Annotated in this window: 17 protein-coding genes and 1 other annotated feature; of the genes, 8 read left to right on the forward strand and 9 right to left on the reverse strand. The window is 50.4% G+C overall.

The genetic code is table 11. The features are described from left to right. Entirely contained in the window at positions 1-1,116 is a 1,116-nt protein-coding gene (locus tag MKY82_RS12010; protein ID WP_220685820.1) for a hypothetical protein, read from the forward strand. 181 nt (positions 1,117-1,297) lie between these two features. Continuing rightward, a complete protein-coding gene (locus MKY82_RS12015; protein WP_194541975.1) occupies positions 1,298-1,438 on the forward strand; it encodes a hypothetical protein in 141 nt (46 codons plus the stop codon). Between the two features lie 40 nt (positions 1,439-1,478). Here the strand turns inward: MKY82_RS12015 and MKY82_RS12020 are convergent, their stop codons facing one another. The 8 genes from MKY82_RS12020 to MKY82_RS12055 form a co-directional block, all read right to left on the reverse strand. Then, positions 1,479-1,772 (reverse strand): SdpI family protein, encoded by a 294-nt coding sequence (locus tag MKY82_RS12020; protein WP_071218358.1) that lies wholly within the window; start codon positions 1,770-1,772, stop codon positions 1,479-1,481. A gap of 91 nt (positions 1,773-1,863) precedes the next feature. After that, a complete protein-coding gene (locus MKY82_RS12025) occupies positions 1,864-2,520 on the reverse strand; it encodes a methylthioribulose 1-phosphate dehydratase (RefSeq protein ID WP_113056887.1) in 657 nt (218 codons plus the stop codon). After that, entirely contained in the window at positions 2,521-3,201 is a 681-nt protein-coding gene (locus MKY82_RS12030) for a 2-hydroxy-3-keto-5-methylthiopentenyl-1-phosphate phosphatase (protein ID WP_339296141.1), read from the reverse strand. It abuts the gene before it with no gap. Beyond that, positions 3,198-4,412, reverse strand: a complete 1,215-nt coding sequence (locus tag MKY82_RS12035) for a 2,3-diketo-5-methylthiopentyl-1-phosphate enolase (RefSeq protein WP_339296142.1) — start codon at positions 4,410-4,412, stop codon at positions 3,198-3,200. The genes MKY82_RS12030 and MKY82_RS12035 overlap by 4 nt, the downstream gene beginning before the upstream one ends. Beyond that, positions 4,409-5,278 (reverse strand): pyrroline-5-carboxylate reductase, encoded by an 870-nt coding sequence (proC, locus tag MKY82_RS12040; RefSeq protein WP_071218354.1) that lies wholly within the window; start codon positions 5,276-5,278, stop codon positions 4,409-4,411. The genes MKY82_RS12035 and proC overlap by 4 nt, the downstream gene beginning before the upstream one ends. A 35-nt stretch (positions 5,279-5,313) precedes the next feature. Beyond that, a complete protein-coding gene (locus tag MKY82_RS12045) occupies positions 5,314-6,561 on the reverse strand; it encodes a glutamate-5-semialdehyde dehydrogenase (protein WP_339296143.1) in 1,248 nt (415 codons plus the stop codon). A 57-nt stretch (positions 6,562-6,618) separates the two neighbouring features. Beyond that, positions 6,619-7,722 (reverse strand): glutamate 5-kinase, encoded by a 1,104-nt coding sequence (gene proB / locus MKY82_RS12050; protein WP_220685815.1) that lies wholly within the window; start codon positions 7,720-7,722, stop codon positions 6,619-6,621. An 86-nt stretch (positions 7,723-7,808) separates the two neighbouring features. Next, positions 7,809-8,024: a binding site (T-box leader), on the reverse strand. A 66-nt stretch (positions 8,025-8,090) separates the two neighbouring features. Further along, positions 8,091-9,284 (reverse strand): pyridoxal phosphate-dependent aminotransferase, encoded by a 1,194-nt coding sequence (locus tag MKY82_RS12055; RefSeq protein ID WP_194541981.1) that lies wholly within the window; start codon positions 9,282-9,284, stop codon positions 8,091-8,093. 254 nt (positions 9,285-9,538) lie between these two features. On the opposite strand from MKY82_RS12055, the gene MKY82_RS12060 reads away from it, so the two are divergent. Both MKY82_RS12060 and MKY82_RS12065 read left to right on the forward strand, forming a co-directional pair. Continuing rightward, the gene (locus MKY82_RS12060; protein WP_339296663.1) at positions 9,539-10,351 is read left to right on the forward strand and encodes a carbon-nitrogen family hydrolase; all 813 of its coding nucleotides are present in this window, start codon (positions 9,539-9,541) and stop codon (positions 10,349-10,351) included. A 92-nt stretch (positions 10,352-10,443) separates the two neighbouring features. After that, positions 10,444-10,632, forward strand: a complete 189-nt coding sequence (locus MKY82_RS12065) for a hypothetical protein (RefSeq protein WP_233354816.1) — start codon at positions 10,444-10,446, stop codon at positions 10,630-10,632. 116 nt (positions 10,633-10,748) lie between these two features. Here MKY82_RS12065 and MKY82_RS12070 read toward each other — a convergent pair whose 3' ends face one another. Continuing rightward, complete coding sequence (locus MKY82_RS12070) at positions 10,749-11,678, reverse strand: LysR family transcriptional regulator (protein ID WP_339296144.1); 930 nt, start codon at positions 11,676-11,678, stop codon at positions 10,749-10,751. Positions 11,679-11,863: 185 nt separating this feature from the next. Here MKY82_RS12070 and leuC point away from each other — a divergent pair, with 185 nt between their 5' ends. From leuC to MKY82_RS12090, 4 genes are all read left to right on the forward strand, one after another. Beyond that, entirely contained in the window at positions 11,864-13,288 is a 1,425-nt protein-coding gene (gene leuC / locus MKY82_RS12075; RefSeq protein ID WP_071218348.1) for a 3-isopropylmalate dehydratase large subunit, read from the forward strand. A 20-nt stretch (positions 13,289-13,308) separates the two neighbouring features. After that, positions 13,309-13,911: a 3-isopropylmalate dehydratase small subunit gene (leuD, locus tag MKY82_RS12080; RefSeq protein ID WP_194541983.1), complete on the forward strand. Its 603-nt coding sequence runs from the start codon at positions 13,309-13,311 to the stop codon at positions 13,909-13,911. 236 nt (positions 13,912-14,147) lie between these two features. After that, positions 14,148-15,584: an N-acetylmuramoyl-L-alanine amidase family protein gene (locus MKY82_RS12085; RefSeq protein WP_339296145.1), complete on the forward strand. Its 1,437-nt coding sequence runs from the start codon at positions 14,148-14,150 to the stop codon at positions 15,582-15,584. Between the two features lie 40 nt (positions 15,585-15,624). Beyond that, positions 15,625-16,311 (forward strand): GerMN domain-containing protein, encoded by a 687-nt coding sequence (locus MKY82_RS12090; RefSeq protein ID WP_339296146.1) that lies wholly within the window; start codon positions 15,625-15,627, stop codon positions 16,309-16,311. The last annotated feature ends 116 nt before the right edge of the window (positions 16,312-16,427 follow it).

Genomic DNA, 16,427 nt, shown 5'->3' on the forward strand with positions numbered 1-16,427 from the left:
GTGCAACCACAAAAAAGTAAAGGGTTTGCCTTTATATTAAATATCCTTCCGGGCCTCGGCCATTATTATTGGGGGAGAAAGGGACGCGCCCTGCTATATCCGTTCTTGTTCTTCGGAAGCCTGTTCGGTGGATTTGTGCTTGGGATCATGACGGCTTCTGACGCGGTTTTTGCGCTGGGAATTATCGGAGCCTTAATGATCTGGGGAATCAGCATGCTTGACCTGCTAATTGCATTGATCCGGTATACGCCTGTAACGATTATCCACGATGAATATGGACGTCCGATGGAGATTCGTCAGGAAAAGAGTGATGAGTCAGAACGCTTTTATACCATATTGCTGTCCTTCATACCCGGTTTGGGGCATTTTCAACTGGGATTGATGCAGCGAGGGTTGTCATTCCTGATCGCATTCTTCGGACTTGGAACGATTTTGCTGTTCTTGACGGGCTTGACTCACGAATCGGTATTCCTGCTGTTTCTGGGCATGCTGCCTATTATTTGGCTCTACTGCATGTTTGATGTGGTTCAGCTGGTTCACCGTAAGCAAGCTGGAGAATTTCTTATCGATCGCACGCTGTTTGATGAGCTCGAGAGCGGCAGAGAGAGCGGACGCCGGAGTAAAGTGTTTGCCACCTTGTTATCGGCGTTTCCCGGAGCGGGTCAAATGTATTTGGGATTGCAAAAACGCGGACTGCAGCTCATGGTCCTATTTCTTGGCAGCATTTATGTGTTGGATGTACTCAAGCTGTCGCTGTTCCTGTTCTTGATTCCGTTGATCTGGTTTTATGCATTCTTTGACGGTCTGCAGCAAGTAAGCCGTTACGGCAGGGAGCCGCTGCGCGATCGACCGATCATCTCGGGACTTGGGAATCAGCAGCGCTGGCTCGGACTTGGACTGCTTGTACTCGGTATCTATTTCGTATTTAGCAGTGTTGTGATGCCTTATATCGATACACATTTTCCTCATCTGCAGCTGGATTACCGCATTCGTTCCTACTTGAAGACCGCGATTATCGCCGTTCTTCTTATCGGAGGAGGAATCAAGCTGATGACTGGCTCGAAAAAGGATTCGTTAAGGGGAGAGCGCTCATATTATGATACCGACAACGAATGAGATGTCCATTCATGATTTGGGAAACATTCATCGAAGTCTGAACGGCAATGGCGAGTAGGTACACTCTCCAGGGGACTATCCTTGCTCGTACCCGGTATATATTCAGCATTCTTCTCATCGGGTTTCTGACCTTCTGCACAGAACCAAAAATAGATATGAACGAGATATGGAGGGAGATATCGTGGCCAAGAATCTGTATTACCTGTTGTATATTGCTCTATTTGTTGTGACTTGTTTGTTTATCTTCAATGCTTATGCATCACCGGATCAGGTACCTGCGCCTTCGATCTCTTTAACGGAGCATGAGCAGAATCGGCTATAGTTTATATAAAGAAAAAACCTGTAAACGATTATGAATCGTTTTACAGGTTTTTTAATTTTCGTTCAACGAGTATGTATATCAGGATAAAAACGATCACGGTCGCAATGCCTGTCGTCATGAAATGGCCGGTAAGCCTGGCGATCAGCAGCAGGATGACTCCAAAAATCATCAGCAGCAGACTGACATAGGCGTTGGCAACTTTAAAGTTCCGTTCATTTTTGAGAGATGATGTCGTTTTATAAGCATAGAAACTCTTGGAACTTTTGGGCGGAATCAAAAAGAGGACCAAACCATACAAAACAAATACGATGCCAATGGCTAAACTTTCGAGCATCCTTACACACTCCTAACGGAAATATAACGCCGGATGCACCCCAAGAACGCTGGATAAGGGAGCATCCGGCTGTTCAAGCCCTATATCTGTATTACTTGGATCCGGCTGCATTCAGAAGCAGACGACGGTAGGCGTATTCGAATATAAACTCAAAAGCCTCCAGATGTTTCTTGGCTTCGAATGCATTTTTGCCCCAGGCATAGATGCCGTGGTTGCGCAGCAATATGCCGGGTACCGCCGGATCGAGCGCATCCGGAACGAGCTCCGCAATCCGTGGAATGTCTGCATAGTTCGGCAGGATCGGAATGCGAATCGCCGCGTCCTCTTCCCAAATGTTAAAGGCTTTGATCAGCTCGATTCCTTGGGCAGGGACATAACCTTGTTCCCCATACCAATCGCTGATCAGATTGTTGTCAATGGTGTGCACATGGAAAATGGCACCGCAGCCGGTCTTGCGATAAATTTCGCAGTGAATCAAGGTTTCCGCGCTAGGTTTTAAGCCGGTTGCTTCGCAAGGCACGCCGTTCTGATCCACAAAAAGATAATCTTCAGGCGTATGTACCGACTTGTCTTTTCCGCTGGCCGTCACCGCAAAATAAAACTGCTCCGGGTTGAACTCGCCAACACGGACAGATAGATTACCGCTGGTGCCGGGGAACCAGTTTCTAGAAGCGAACAGTTCCTTGATCCCTCTAAGATCCTGCAGGGCAGCCTGTTTCTGTTCAAGCTGGATATCTGAAAATGCCACTTACAGCACCTCCTGTTTAAACTTGTCTTTCATGTCATTCTGGATTTCGGTAAAGGTCTCGAAGGGTACATGATGTACGCCTAGCTTCTTGCATTGCTCGGTGAGCGAGGAGCGGGAATAAACCAGATCCGCTTGCTTGGCACCTTCAAAATCGGTCAGGCTGTCACCGATCAGAATGCGGTAATACCGGTCGGCCGGAAAACGGTCCATCACCGTGACCTTGCACATGCCGCAGTCGTTATGGCAGGATTCCTTGCAAGGATGAGGCCAGGTAATCTCAATGCGGTCCCCTTCGAAATTGGAGCCGTTGCAGAAGATATGGTCTGCCGGGATGCCAAAAGGCTTCAGCAGAGGATCGACAAAGAAATCGATGCCGCCGCTTGTAACGTAGAATTCAATCTGTTCGGATTTTAAATAATCCAGGAATGCACTGAAGCCTTCCCGAATCCCTGCATGGTTTAGAACATATTCGGTAATTTCTTCTCTCATGGAGGAAGGGAAGAGCGCGAACATGCGGCCTACGCCTTCCCGAATTGAAATGGCGCGGTCAAGCGTGTCCTGCATGATCGACTCAAAGCCTTCCGGTTTGAAGTGCTTCATAATGGCGACGATGTTATCGTTGTTTGTGATGGTTCCGTCGAAATCGCAAAAAATGATCGGCTGTTTATCTCCAGATGTCATACTTCTCCTCCCCAGGTGTCCAATGCGGCTTTCAGCTCTTCGTGTTCCTCGGCAAAGTGGGCGAGTGGCACGGATTTCATCGTCGCCTCGATCGCTTGTACAAAGGCTTTGCCGCCCGCTTCGGTTCCCATCGGATGTCCGTGGATTCCGCCGCCAGCGTTAACGACCACATCGGTGCCAAAGTCCCGGATGATGCGGGGAACGAGTCCAGGATGAATTCCTGCGGATGGTACCGGCATGCTTCGTTTCACGCCAAGTTTAGCGCTGTGCAGCTCGTCGCGTATCGCGAGATTCTCTTCTCTCGGCATCGTTACCGATCCGTAAGGAGAAGGGAAGAGCACCAGATCCGCGCCGGCAATCCGCATCAGCTGGCCGAGCAGCAGCGGAGCCGTTATCCCATAGTACGGAGAAGGATAAATGGCCCCGGCAAGCGCAGGGTGAGCCGCAATAGGCACGGTGATATCCGGATCACTGCTTAACTCTTGCAAAACGTCATACCCATAGGACAGCACATTAAAGAGCAGGGCGTTAGCGCCGGCATCAATCGCACGCAGCGCTTGCTCACGCAGCCTCGACGTCCGTCCGGTCAGATTGGCTGCATACAGCAGTTTTTTGCCTGTCTGTTGTTCCACGTCGGCAGCAGCCTGGATGCACATGCTTACCCGTTTTTCGATTGGGGTGAGGTCGTTCTCGAACAGGATTTCATCATCTTTGATAAGATCCACCCCACCAAGCGCCTGACGGATAAATTGGGCTCTAAGCTCGTCCGCATTCAGTCCGATTACTGACTTGAATATGCTCATGAGCAGAGGGCGGTCATGGACGCCGAGTAGATCGCGGACTCCGTCGATGCCATATTTCGGTCCGGGAAACGCACTCAAGAAGTCGGGAGACAAATCCAGGGAAGTCAGTTTGATGCGCCCGTCCATGGAAATTTTGCCGAACACGGTCACCAGCAGGGCTGGGATATCCCGGCTGAAATTAATGTCCGGATAAGCAATGCTGACGTCCGCATACCGGCTGCCTGGCTCCCAGCCCTCGTGAACCTGAATGTCAACAACTTCGCCAAGATGCTTCTGCATCGCTTCACGCTTGGCTTGCGGCAGCTCGGTCCAGCTGCCGACCGTCATGCCAACGGCGATGGAAGTCGCCTTCTTACGAAAATCCGCCTGGTCGTCATAGATTCGGTACGTTGCGATACAGCGGCTCATGAGATCTGCTCCTTGAGCATGGCGCCCATTTCTTTGGAACGCTCAGCACAGCGGTTCACGGCGGCAATGACGGTTTCGAAGAAATCGCCTTTATCGAGCGTTTCGAGGGCCGCTTGCGTTGATCCGTTCGGCGATGTAATTTTCGCACGAAGCGATGAAGGCTGTTCCCCGGTCTGCTGCACCATCCGGGCGGCGCCCAGAATGGTTTGGAGTGTCAGCTCGCGGCTTTGTTCCGGCGTCAAGCCGCCGCGGATCCCTGCGGCCGTCATGGCTTCCATCATGTAATAGAAGTAAGCCGGACCACTGCCGGATATACCGGTCAGGATATCCATCTTCTCTTCTTCAATGACCGTTACATTACCAACAGCTTCGAACAAGGTCATGACCAGTTGGCGCTGTTCTTCGCTGATTTCCTTCGAGAACGCGATTCCTGTGGAACCAAGCCCGATGGAGGCGGATGTATTCGGCATCGTACGTGCAATGGGCTGCTGGGTTCCAAGCAGCGTCTGCGTCGTATAAATCGAAAGTCCGGCAATCACGGAGATGATCAATTGATCGCTTGAGAGCTTCGGTCCCAGTTCTTTTAACGCTTTAGCAGCATCCTTCGGTTTCATGGCAAGCACGATCACCGGCGAAGTTTTCAGAATTTCGATTTTAGCGGCATCGTCGTTATTGATCTGGACACCATAGCGCTCACTCAGTTCCTGAAGGCGCTGAACATTGCTCCGATTAAGCATCGTAATATTCTCAGGAAGCACGACAGAACGGCTGACTAATCCTCGTACGATCGCTTCGGCCATCGAGCCGGCGCCGTAGAAGGTGATTGCTTTATCTATTAAAGGTCGGTTCTGCGGGGATTGGCACATCGTTATTTCCTCCTTTATGGCTTTAGATGAATGATTTATTCGCGTATTTGACCACTACCGATAATAACATATTTGGAGGAAGTAAGCGCGGGTAATCCCATAGGACCTCTGGCATGCAGCTTCTGGGTGCTGATCCCGATTTCGGCGCCGAAGCCAAATTCAAAGCCATCGGTGAAACGGGTCGAAGCGTTATGATAAACAGCAGCTGCGTCTACTTCCTGCAAGAAGCGCTGCGCATGATCCTTATCCTCCGTAACGATACATTCCGAATGCTTTGTGCCATTAATCGAAATATGCTCAATGGCCTCATCCAGGTGATCCACGATTTTGATGTTTAAGATATAGTCGTTGTACTCGGTAGCGTAATCCTCAGACGTCGCTTTTACAGCCCAAGGAACGTAATCCAGGGTACGCTGACATCCTCGCAGCTCGACGTTACGCTCGCGGAATGCTTCAGCCAGCACGGTCAGATGTGATTTGGCATAATCAGCATGGACGAGCAGGGTTTCCATGGAATTGCAGACCGAAGGGCGCTGCACCTTGGCATTGAGACTGATGGCAACTGCCATGTCCGGCTCTGCCGATGCATCTATATAGGTATGACATATCCCGGCTCCGGTTTCGATCACGGGCACCGTGGCATTTAACACAACGTTCTGGATCAGCGAGCTCCCGCCGCGAGGGATAATGACATCCAGCAGTCCGTTGAGCTTCAGCATTTCATCCACGGAGGAACGGTTCGGGTCCTCGATAAGCTGAAGCGCATCCTTAGGCAGTGCGGTGCGTTCCATAGCTTCGTGAAGCACCTCGATGATTTTGCGGTTGGAGGAGAGGGCGGAAGAACCCCCGCGGAGTACGACCGCGTTGCCTGTCTTCAAGCACAGTCCGGCTGCATCGACCGTCACATTTGGACGTGCTTCATAAATGATGCCGATCACGCCAAGGGGAACACGTTTCTTGACGATGTTCAGTCCGTTCGGGCGATTGATCGTTTCCAAGGTGTCGCCGATTGGGTCCGGCAGCTTAACGATTTGACGTAAGCCTTCGGCAATGCCCTCGATTCTGGTTTCATTCAGTGCCAATCGGTCCAGGAGGGAGGCGGAGGTGCCAAGCTCCTTCCCGCGACGTAGATCCTCCGCGTTTGCTTCCATAATATCAGCTGTCCGTTGGATCAGTGCGTCTGCCATGATGAGCAGAGCCTGATTTTTCTCCTCGGTGCTCAGTCTGCCAAGACCGAATGCGGCCTGTTTGGCCAGCTTGGCTTTATTGCGAACCTCACTCATAATAATTCCTCCTTAGATGGATGATTAGGAAAAGCATTATTGGTTATGGGAACCAGATTATTTTAACGTGATCCATTCATCTCGGTGAATGACCTCAAGCCGATGGATTTCCCCGATGATGCCGATTACTTGACTGCTCGGCAAACCGAGTACGGCTTGCAACTGGTCCTCATCGTAATTGACGATCCCCCTGCCGAGCCTTTCGTTGTTCATATTAACGACTTCCACCACGTCCCCGGCATGGAAGCTGCCTTCGATCCGTTTAATGCCAACGGGAAGGAGGCTGTGGCCTCCGTGAATCAGCGCCTTCTCGGCGCCCGGATCGACAACGATCCGGCCTAGCGGCGAGGACATAAAGCCGAGCCACTGCTTTTTCATCGGCAGAGAGGATAGGTGGGTAGCAAAATAGGTGCCTTTACCTGCATGCTCAAGCGCCTTAAGCAAATCGCCGGTCTCGCTGGCTTTGCCAACGAAGACGGGGACACCGCCGCGGGTGGCGATTTTGGCAGCATCGATTTTCGATCGCATGCCGCCTGTACCTACGCTGGAACCAGCGCCTCCTGCCATGCTGTAAATCTCATCGGTAATTTCATCAATTTCCTCATATTTCGTTGCATCCGGCGACTTGCGTGGATCAGCCGTGTACAAACCATCCGTATCGGTCAGGATGATTAATTGCTGGGCGCGGACCAAGTTCGCAACCAGCGCGGATAACGTATCGTTATCGCCAAATTTCAGTTCGTCAATGGAAACGGTGTCGTTCTCATTAATAATCGGAATAACGCCTTGCTTCAGAAGCTCCGTAATCGTCATGTTGGCATTATTCATGCGTTTGCGGTTCGCGAAGTCGCCTCTCGTCAATAGAATTTGCGCGGCCTTCAATTGATGGGTGGCCAGCGCATTCTGGTAAGCACGCATCAGCAGCGCTTGGCCCAGTGCGGCGGATGCTTGCTTCTCATGCAGCAGCTTCGGTCTGCTCTCGTAGCCGATCTCTCGAAACCCTGCTGCGACGGCGCCGGATGTCACGAGCAGAACCTCATGACCGGCTTTGCGGAGAGCGGCAAGCTCTCCGGCAAAGAAGGCGATGGAATCAAGATTAAGTCCGCCCTCGTCTGTCGTAAGGGAGCTGCTTCCGATTTTTACGACGATGCGCGATAGCATCGTGATCACTTCCTTGTATTTATGATGGGTAGGTATAGCTGTAACGAATCCATTTCCTGAAAACAAAAAAACTTTCGTCCTGTATGAAAAAGGACGAAAGTTTGACTTCCGCGGTACCACCTTTGTTGATGAGCGCAGCTCATCCGGCTTTAACCCTGTAACAGAAGGCACTGTCCTGGCAAGCCAGGCCGCTCGGGGGTAGGTTTCGGAAAGGGGGTCACGGCAAATTCTTTCAGCCCATGGAATTCGCTCTCTGGTCATCGTGCCATATGCTTTCGTACTGGTCCCGTCATTGCGTTTGTGAAAACTGCATTCAATTGTTATTGCAAGAATAGCACATCGTTTTTGTTTTTTCAAAAGGAAAAAGGTTAACCGAACAGGTTCAGCTTGCCGATTCGGTAGGCGGCTTCCTGCATTCGCTCTTCGCTGCTTAACAGGCCGACGCGGACATATCCTTCGCCGTGATCGCCAAAGCCGACACCAGGCGCAACCGCGACCTTGGCCTCCTCAAGCAGCAGATCGGCAAAGGATACCGAAGTAAAGCCCTTCGGTACCGGCAGCCAGCTGAAAAAGGAGCCAGCCGGTTTTTGAGCTTCCCAGCCGATTTCGGACAGGGCGCCATAGAAGGCATCCCTTCTCGATTGGTAGCGTGCCACCAACTCCTCAACGCAGTCTTGCGGCGAGGTGAGAGCCGTGGCCGCTGCTGCCTGAATGCCGCCGAACAGGCTGACATATATGTGGTCCTGCAGCATATTGATCAGCGAGATGATTTTTTTGTTCCCCAGGGCAAAGCCAACGCGCCATCCGGCCATATTATAGGTTTTGGAGAGCGTGTAAAATTCCACGCCAACTTCTTTGGCTCCTTCTGCCTGCAAAAAGCTGACTGGACGATCTCCATCAAACCCGATCGCTCCATAAGCAAAATCGCTGGCTACAACGATCCCGTGTTCGGCGGCGAATGCTACCGTATCCTCGTAGAAGGACAGGGGAGCGACGGCGGATGTCGGATTATTCGGGTAATTTAAGAACATCAGCTTCGCTTTTTCTCTGTCTGCTGGTGTGATCGCGCCATAGTCGGGAAGAAACCGGTTCGCAGCGGTTAACGGCATGAATTTCATCTGGGCACGGGCCAGTGCAACGCCTGACCAGTAATCCGGATAACCGGGGTCTGGGACAAGACATACATCGCCCGGATTCAGAAGCACTTGCGGAAGCTGTACAAGCCCTGTTTTTCCTCCAAACAGAATCGCTACCTCCGTCTCCGGATCCAGATCCACGTTGTAGTCTTCCTTATATCGATGCGCAATGGCTTCTTTAAGAAAGGAAAAGCCGGTAAAAGGCGAATATTTGTGAAACTGCGGATTGTCGGCCGCTTCCTTCAAGCTGGATACGATATGAGGCGGTGTGGGCTGATCGGGATTTCCCTGTCCGAGATTGATCACATCATGTCCCTGCGCCACTTGGCGGTTTACCTTGGAGACCAAGGTCGCGAAAAATTGCGTGGGCAGCTGGGACATCATCTCGGCCGGCTCTATTTGGAATTCGTTTAATTTGTTGTTCATTGCAGTTTCATCACTCCGTTATCTAATTACGCTCGAATACAGCTGATATTGAAAACAATTAGGATTAATTTAACACGATTTATAAGGGGTGTATAGAGGGAAATGGTGCTTGGGTGTTGCAGCAACAGGGCGGGGGAGGCTATGATGATGACATATAGAGAACGGATGAATTCCTGAAAAAGAGCCCGATCATGGATTTCATGATTACATCGGCGCTGGTGCTGGATTCAACCGGAATAACAGGAGGCTGCAAGATGACTGGAGAAGCAAAGGCTCAATTGAATATCGCACTTATCCAAGCCGATATTGAAATAGGAAACGTAAAGGCCAATATGAGTAAAATGCTCGGCATGATGGAGCTGGCCGCAGCGGCTGATAGGAAGCCGGACGTCATCGTGCTGCCGGAAATGTGGAATACGGGGTATGCGCTGGACCGAATTCAAGAGCTTGCCGATCCCATGGGACAGGAAACCTCTCGCATGCTGAGCGAATTTGCACGAAAACATCGTATCCAAGTCGTAGGCGGGTCTGTAGCCGAACGAATCGAAGATCGGATTTATAACAGCATGTATGTATTTAACCGGAGCGGGGAGCAGATCGCCAAATATTCCAAAATTCACCTGTTCCGCCTGATGGATGAAGAGAAGTTTCTGCAAGCTGGGCAGCAGCCCGTAACCTTTGAGCTGGAACAATTAAAAGCGGGCGCGTCGATCTGTTACGATATACGGTTCCCCGAGCTGTCCCGCACCCTCGCACTCGGCGGCGCTCAAGTGCTGTTTGTGCCAGCGGAGTGGCCGCATCCGCGACTGCATCATTGGAGAACGCTGCTCATGGCCAGAGCGATCGAGAACCAAATGTACGTCGTTGCGTGTAATCGAGTAGGAACCAGCGGAGAAACGGACTTTTTCGGTCACTCCATGATCATCGATCCATGGGGGGAGGTCATTGCCGAAGGGGATGAGCAGGAAATGATCCTGACCGGTACGCTGGATTGCGGTCTTACGGATGAAGTGAGAGGACGCATTCCGGTTTTTGAAGACCGTCGTCCGAATTTGTATTTTCAATAAAAGTGATGATGGTTAAACTCCTCTAAAAAATGAAGTTTCATCTGGGCAGAGGCGGGTATACTATGGGTAATCCGTCTGAGAGGAGGCTTTGAATGATGGCAGACAACAACCAATTCGACAGCCAAAACCATGAGCAGGAAGAAGAGCAGAAACAACAGTTCCGCAACTTTGTGGAAAACGTTGCCGGGGGCGGCAACGGAAAGAACGAGTCGATTCAGGACCAGTCCCGTACTGCGGATGAACAGAACCGATTGATTGACCAGCATAATTTGCGCAAATAAAACTCCGTTTAAAACGGAATGGGAGTGCTATAATTTCACGTTGAAAAGAAGCTCAGCTTGGTCTTGTTCATTGACCTTGGCTGAGCTTCTTCTCTTTATTTATGGGGCAGCATGCACTAGTCCTGAACGCTCTCCACAACCAGCTTGTCCATGACCTGCTTAAAAGTATCGATGAACGCATCCGCCGCTTTGGACAAATAACGGCCGTTTCGGTAAGCCACAACCAGCGTGCGGCTCGGAACCGGATCAGCGAGCGGCAAGTAGACCGGAATAAACTCGCTGCGTTTCGCACGGGCGATAAAACGAGGCACCAGCGTTATGCCCATTCCGGTTGCGACCAGCGATTGGAGCGTCTCGATGTTGCTGCTCTCGAATACAACGTTCGGTTCAAAGCCTGCCTCCCGACATATATCAAAGGTGAGCTTCCGGAAGCCCTGTCCTTTTTTGAGGACAACAAACGCTTCGTTCCGGATTTCATCGATTGTGATGGGCCGTACGGGATCGGAGGCTGCCCGCAGCGCAAGCGGATGCTGCGGAGGAACAGCCAAGTCGATCATTTCCTCACCGATGGGAATCCAGGACAGCGACGGCTCGGCCAGCGGCAGCGCCAGGAGGCTAAGATCGGCCTTGCCGCTGGCCGTCAGCTTCTCCAGGTTCATGGAGGAGTCTTCCAACAGGGTGATCTCAATATCCGGATATCCCTTTTTAAAGGCAGGCAAAACCCGTGGCAGCAGGTGAGAACCTGTAATCGGCATGCTGCCGACTACGACCTTACCCTTTCGAAGCTGGGAGATGTCCGACATCTCCTGCTTCAGCTGCTCGACGGCGTCCATGATCTTCTGGGCATGCTCGACGAAGCTGGCTCCGGCATGGGTAAGCTCAACGTTGCTCGTATTGCGCTGGAACAGCAGCACGCCGAGCTCTTTCTCCAGCTTGGAGAGCTGCTGGCTCAAGGAAGGCTGGGCGATATGAAGCTTCTCCGCGGCTCGGGAAAAATTTTTATCCGCCGCGATTTGCAGCGTATATTGCAGTTGTCTCAGTTCCATTTAAGCATCACTCCGTTATAGCTGAATCCTATTACTTTTATAGATATTATATCTTGGAACAATGAAGAAGGAAATGATATATTACTATCAACGTAAAGATGATGCGTTGTAGATCTTCCTTATATTTAAAGAAGATAACAAGCAATTATCTTCTCATGGACGTAAAGAACAATGGGGTGATGATGATGAGTAAGAAGACAATGTTCGAAAAAATTTGGGATAACCACGTTATTCATCAAGAGGAAGGCAAGCCGGGTATTTTGTACATTGACCTGCATTTGGTTCACGAGGTAACTTCACCGCAAGCATTTGAGGGTTTGCGTCTTAGCGGCCGTAAAGTACGCCGTCCTGAACTGACCTTCGCAACGATGGATCACAACGTTCCAACGAAAGACCGTTTTAACATTACGGATCCGATTTCGAAGCAGCAAATCGATACACTGACCAAGAACTGTCAGGATTTTGGCGTTACCCTGTATGATCTCGATACGATTGATCAAGGCGTTGTGCACGTCATGGGGCCGGAACTTGGCTTAACGCATCCGGGCAAAACGATTGTATGCGGCGACAGCCATACATCTACACACGGTGCATTCGGCGCCCTTGCGTTCGGTATCGGAACAAGCGAGGTTGAGCATGTTCTGGCAACCCAATGTTTGCAGCAGGCCAAAGCAAAGACCATGGAAGTGCGCTTTGTCGGTCGCCGCAATCCGGGCGTAACGGCTAAGGATATGATCCTTGGCGTCATCGCGAAATACGGAACGGATTTTGCAACAGGCTATGTTATTGAGTATACGGGTGAAGCGATCCGCGAATTGTCGATGGAAGAGCGCATGACCGTGTGCAACATGTCCATCGAAGGCGGAGCCAGAGCGGGCATGATCGCTCCGGATGAAACGACGTTTGAATACTTGCGCGGACGTCAATATGTTCCGCAAGGCGAAGCTTTTGATGCTGCAGTAGCCGCTTGGAAAGAGCTTGTGACAGACGAAGGCGCCGAGTTCGACGTGGTGGTTGAGTTCGATGTAGAATCTCTGATCCCGCAAGTAACTTGGGGAACGAGCCCGGGTATGGGTACTGACATTTCTTCGACGGTTCCTAACCCTGCGGATTTCAAGACCGAGAATGAGCGCAAGGCAGCGGAGAAAGCGCTGGAGTATATGGCGCTTGTGCCAGGGACGCCAATGTCCGAAATTCCGATCGATTATGTCTTTATCGGTTCTTGCACGAATGGACGCATTGAAGATTTGCGTGCGGCAGCAGCCGTAGCGAAGGGCCATAAAGTGTCCAGCAATGTGACAGCCATCGTTGTTCCCGGATCAGGCCGAGTGAAGATCCAGGCTGAACAAGAAGGGCTCGACAAAATTTTTGTTGAAGCGGGTTTCGAATGGCGTGAAGCAGGCTGCAGTATGTGTCTCGCGATGAATCCGGATGTACTGAAGCCGGGACAACGCTGCGCATCCACGTCCAATCGTAACTTCGAAGGACGCCAAGGCCGCGGCGGCAGAACGCATCTCGTGTCGCCGGCAATGGCAGCGGCAGCTGCGGTTAAAGGACGCTTTGTGGATGTACGTGACTGGAACTTTGCAGCCGAAGAAGTTGTGAGCTAAGAAGGACGGAGGAGAACTTTATGCAAGCATTTACGAAATTACACGGTATTGTCGCACCTGTAGACCGGGTGAATGTAGATACGGACGCCATTATTCCGAAACAGTTTTTGAAACGGATTGAACGTACAGGATTTGGACAGTTTCTGTTTTACGAGTGGCGGTTTGATGAAGAGGGAGGCAATATCGACACCTTCTCGCTGAACCAGCCTCGTTACCAAGGCTCGACCATTCTGATTTCCCGTGCCAACTTTGGCTGTGGTTCTTCCCGTGAGCATGCCCCTTGGGCGATTCTCGATTACGGATTCCGCGTGGTCATCGCTCCATCGTTTGCTGACATTTTCTACAATAACTGCTTTAAGAACGGGATTCTTCCGATCAAACTGTCGGAGGAGCAGGTGGAAGAATTGTTCCAGCGCACAGAAGGTAATGAAGGATATAAGCTGAACGTCGATCTGGAGAGCAAAACGATAACGGATGATCAAGGACTCCATATTGACTTTGATCTTGACGAGCACCGCCGTCAATTCCTACTTCAAGGGCTGGATGACATCGGTTTGACGCTGCAGCATGAAAGTGCAATCGATGCATACGAGAAGAAGCATGGGGAGCGTCTGTTCGCTTAATCTCGCAATTCCACTGCAAAAGGTTACAAGATTATTAAACTTCCATTTCCTGTGTAGGAAATGGAAGTTTTTTTTGGTATTATGGAATTAATATGCAGCGGCAGCCAAGAGGAATCATTGTTTTATGTCAGTATTTGTCCGGCAGCGTCTGTCGGGAATGTGCTGATTTACATATTTTTAGTTTTATTGCTAGATTTGCTTTTCAAATTTAATCATGGGATGATCGAGGTGGATTCATGAAGAAGTTAGGGTTTGTAATGATGTTGATAGTCTTCTTGCTGGCGTTTCCGAAAAGTGGTGAAGCCAGTTCTTCAAATGCGGCCATTTTTCTTGACGGGGAACCATTGAATTTGTCTTCGGGCGTCCAGGTAGCCAACATGAAAGGTAACGTGATGATTCCGATCCGCGTGGTATCCGAGAATCTCGGCTTCAAGGTAGGTTGGGAGAAGGCCAGCCAAACCGTTACCGTTGAGAACAGCGAGAAGACGGTCCGCATGGTGGTCGGCAGCCATCAGGCAGAATTGAACGGTGCTCAGGTTGATCTGAATTTACCACCTGTCTTGAATGGGAAGAGCACGCTTGTGCCGCTTCGGTTTGTTAGTGAACAGATGGGGCTTGATGTGAAATGGGACAACCAGACGAAGGCAGTGTTCCTCTCCAGCTCCCTACCACCGGTCTCTGAAGGAGAGGTCGATCCAGGTGCCGGAAACAATCCGGGCAGTCAAACACCTCCGCCTGTCGAAACAGGGAACCAGGCAGCCATGACGGGGCTCAGCTTTAGCGACAATCGGTTGATGATTGCTACAGAAGGTGCGGTTACGCCAAATGTCTTTAAAGTGACAGGACCCGATCGGATTGTTATCGATCTTCCCGATACCGTATTCTCTTCTGCATTCCTGGCTGGACATGCTGTGAATCCGCAAAGCGGCGGCGAGATGGAAATCACGGATTATCCCGATGTTATGAAAGTACGATATGCCATGTTCAGTGACAATCCGTCAACTGTGCGTATTGTCATCGACCTGACAGGACCTACAAATTATGGAGTAACCCAAGAAGCGGGGCTCATTATTGTTGACCTGAACGCAGAGGGAGAAATCCTCGTACCGCCCGTTCCCCCGGTGACCGGCAACGGCAAGAAGACGGTTGTTATTGATGCCGGTCACGGCGGCAGTCAGCCGGGCGCGATCAGCGCGAACGGCAATCAGGAGAAGGTTCTTAACCTTAATATTGCTTTGAAAGTGGAAGCCTTGCTGAAAACAGAAAAGAATATTAATGTCGTGATGACGCGGAGCGACGATTCAACGCTGGGTCTTAGCGATCGCGTGAAAGTGGCGAATTCCATAAAGGCCGATATATTTGTATCGATTCACGGTAACAGCAACAATTCCAGCAGTCCGCACGGCACAGAGACTTACTTCACGAGAGATGCCAGCAAACCTTTAGCGAACGTGATGCATAAACATCTTGTCAAGGCGACTGAACTCATGGATCGGGGAGTCAAATATAGCAGTCTTCATGTGACGAGAGAAACGACGATGCCGGCTGTCCTGCTCGAGATTGGCTTTTTAAGCAACAAGGGTGACGAAGCCCAGTTGTTTGAAGACGATTTCCAAAATCGTGTTGCACAAGGTATTGTAGCGGGTATTAAAGAATATCTTCAAGTACAATAATGTGTACAAGATTTGATGAACTTAGAGGGGGACGAAAGTCATGAACAAAAAATATTGGATGACAGGATTGCTGGCGCTGCTGCTTGCATTTAGTGCCGGCTGTGGACAGAAGCCGACTGCAGCCCCTGCCGAGACAAATCCGGAGACCGCAACAGAAGAAGTACAAACGCCGCAGGATAATCCGGAAGAAACGGCGGCTGATGATCATAAGGAAGATGAAGCAATACCTGTAAACGCGGGCGAGGGAGCAAGCACACCACCGCAGAGCACAACTGGTGAAAGTACTGGAACCCCTGTGGATACAAAGGATGTGAAAGCTACGGAGGATCAAGCGAAGAAGGCTAATATTAAAGTCTATTATACGGATCCCGAAATCATGGACTTGAAAGAGGCAAGCAAAGAGATCACGTATTCAGGTGAAGAGGATAAATATAAGAAAGCCTTTGAAGGACTTCAAACGAGCGGTGATGCCGAACTAAGTCCACTATGGTCGGATAAAATCACGTTGAAATCTCTCAAGTTTGAAAATGGAGCTTTGACACTGGATATCACCAAACCTGCGGAAGCCAATCTCGGAGCTGGAGGGGAAATGTTTGCGATTGATGCCTTGCAGAAAACCTTCTTCCAGTTCGATGAGGTGCAGTCCCTGGAATTGCTGGTAGATGGTAATCAGATCGAAAGTTTAATGGGACATGTTGAGCTGGAGCATCCAATGACTCGGAAGTAGTTATAAGGTACTATTAACGAAATTCAAATGAAGGACTAAACACCTATTTCAGTTTTTGAAATAGGTGTTTTTTTGGTAAAAAGGGAACAATTTCGCAACTTTCATCGTGACTTTGC

Origin of the sequence: Paenibacillus sp. FSL W7-1279 (genome assembly GCF_037969845.1) — a bacterium.
In the GTDB taxonomy this organism is placed as follows: Bacteria; Bacillota; Bacilli; order Paenibacillales; family Paenibacillaceae; genus Paenibacillus_AQ.

Coding starts and splice junctions, on each gene's coding strand:
- MKY82_RS12020 (WP_071218358.1), bottom strand. CDS start 1,772: ATGCTCGAAAGTTTAGCCATTGGCATCGTATTTGTTTTGTATGGTTTG.
- MKY82_RS12030 (WP_339296141.1), bottom strand. CDS start 3,201: ATGACATCTGGAGATAAACAGCCGATCATTTTTTGCGATTTCGACGGA.
- MKY82_RS12035 (WP_339296142.1), bottom strand. CDS start 4,412: ATGAGCCGCTGTATCGCAACGTACCGAATCTATGACGACCAGGCGGAT.
- proC (WP_071218354.1), bottom strand. CDS start 5,278: ATGTGCCAATCCCCGCAGAACCGACCTTTAATAGATAAAGCAATCACC.
- MKY82_RS12045 (WP_339296143.1), bottom strand. CDS start 6,561: ATGAGTGAGGTTCGCAATAAAGCCAAGCTGGCCAAACAGGCCGCATTC.
- proB (WP_220685815.1), bottom strand. CDS start 7,722: ATGCTATCGCGCATCGTCGTAAAAATCGGAAGCAGCTCCCTTACGACA.
- MKY82_RS12055 (WP_194541981.1), bottom strand. CDS start 9,284: ATGAACAACAAATTAAACGAATTCCAAATAGAGCCGGCCGAGATGATG.
- MKY82_RS12060 (WP_339296663.1), top strand. CDS start 9,539: ATGACTGGAGAAGCAAAGGCTCAATTGAATATCGCACTTATCCAAGCC.
- MKY82_RS12065 (WP_233354816.1), top strand. CDS start 10,444: ATGATGGCAGACAACAACCAATTCGACAGCCAAAACCATGAGCAGGAA.
- MKY82_RS12070 (WP_339296144.1), bottom strand. CDS start 11,678: ATGGAACTGAGACAACTGCAATATACGCTGCAAATCGCGGCGGATAAA.
- leuC (WP_071218348.1), top strand. CDS start 11,864: ATGAGTAAGAAGACAATGTTCGAAAAAATTTGGGATAACCACGTTATT.
- leuD (WP_194541983.1), top strand. CDS start 13,309: ATGCAAGCATTTACGAAATTACACGGTATTGTCGCACCTGTAGACCGG.
- MKY82_RS12085 (WP_339296145.1), top strand. CDS start 14,148: ATGAAGAAGTTAGGGTTTGTAATGATGTTGATAGTCTTCTTGCTGGCG.
- MKY82_RS12090 (WP_339296146.1), top strand. CDS start 15,625: ATGAACAAAAAATATTGGATGACAGGATTGCTGGCGCTGCTGCTTGCA.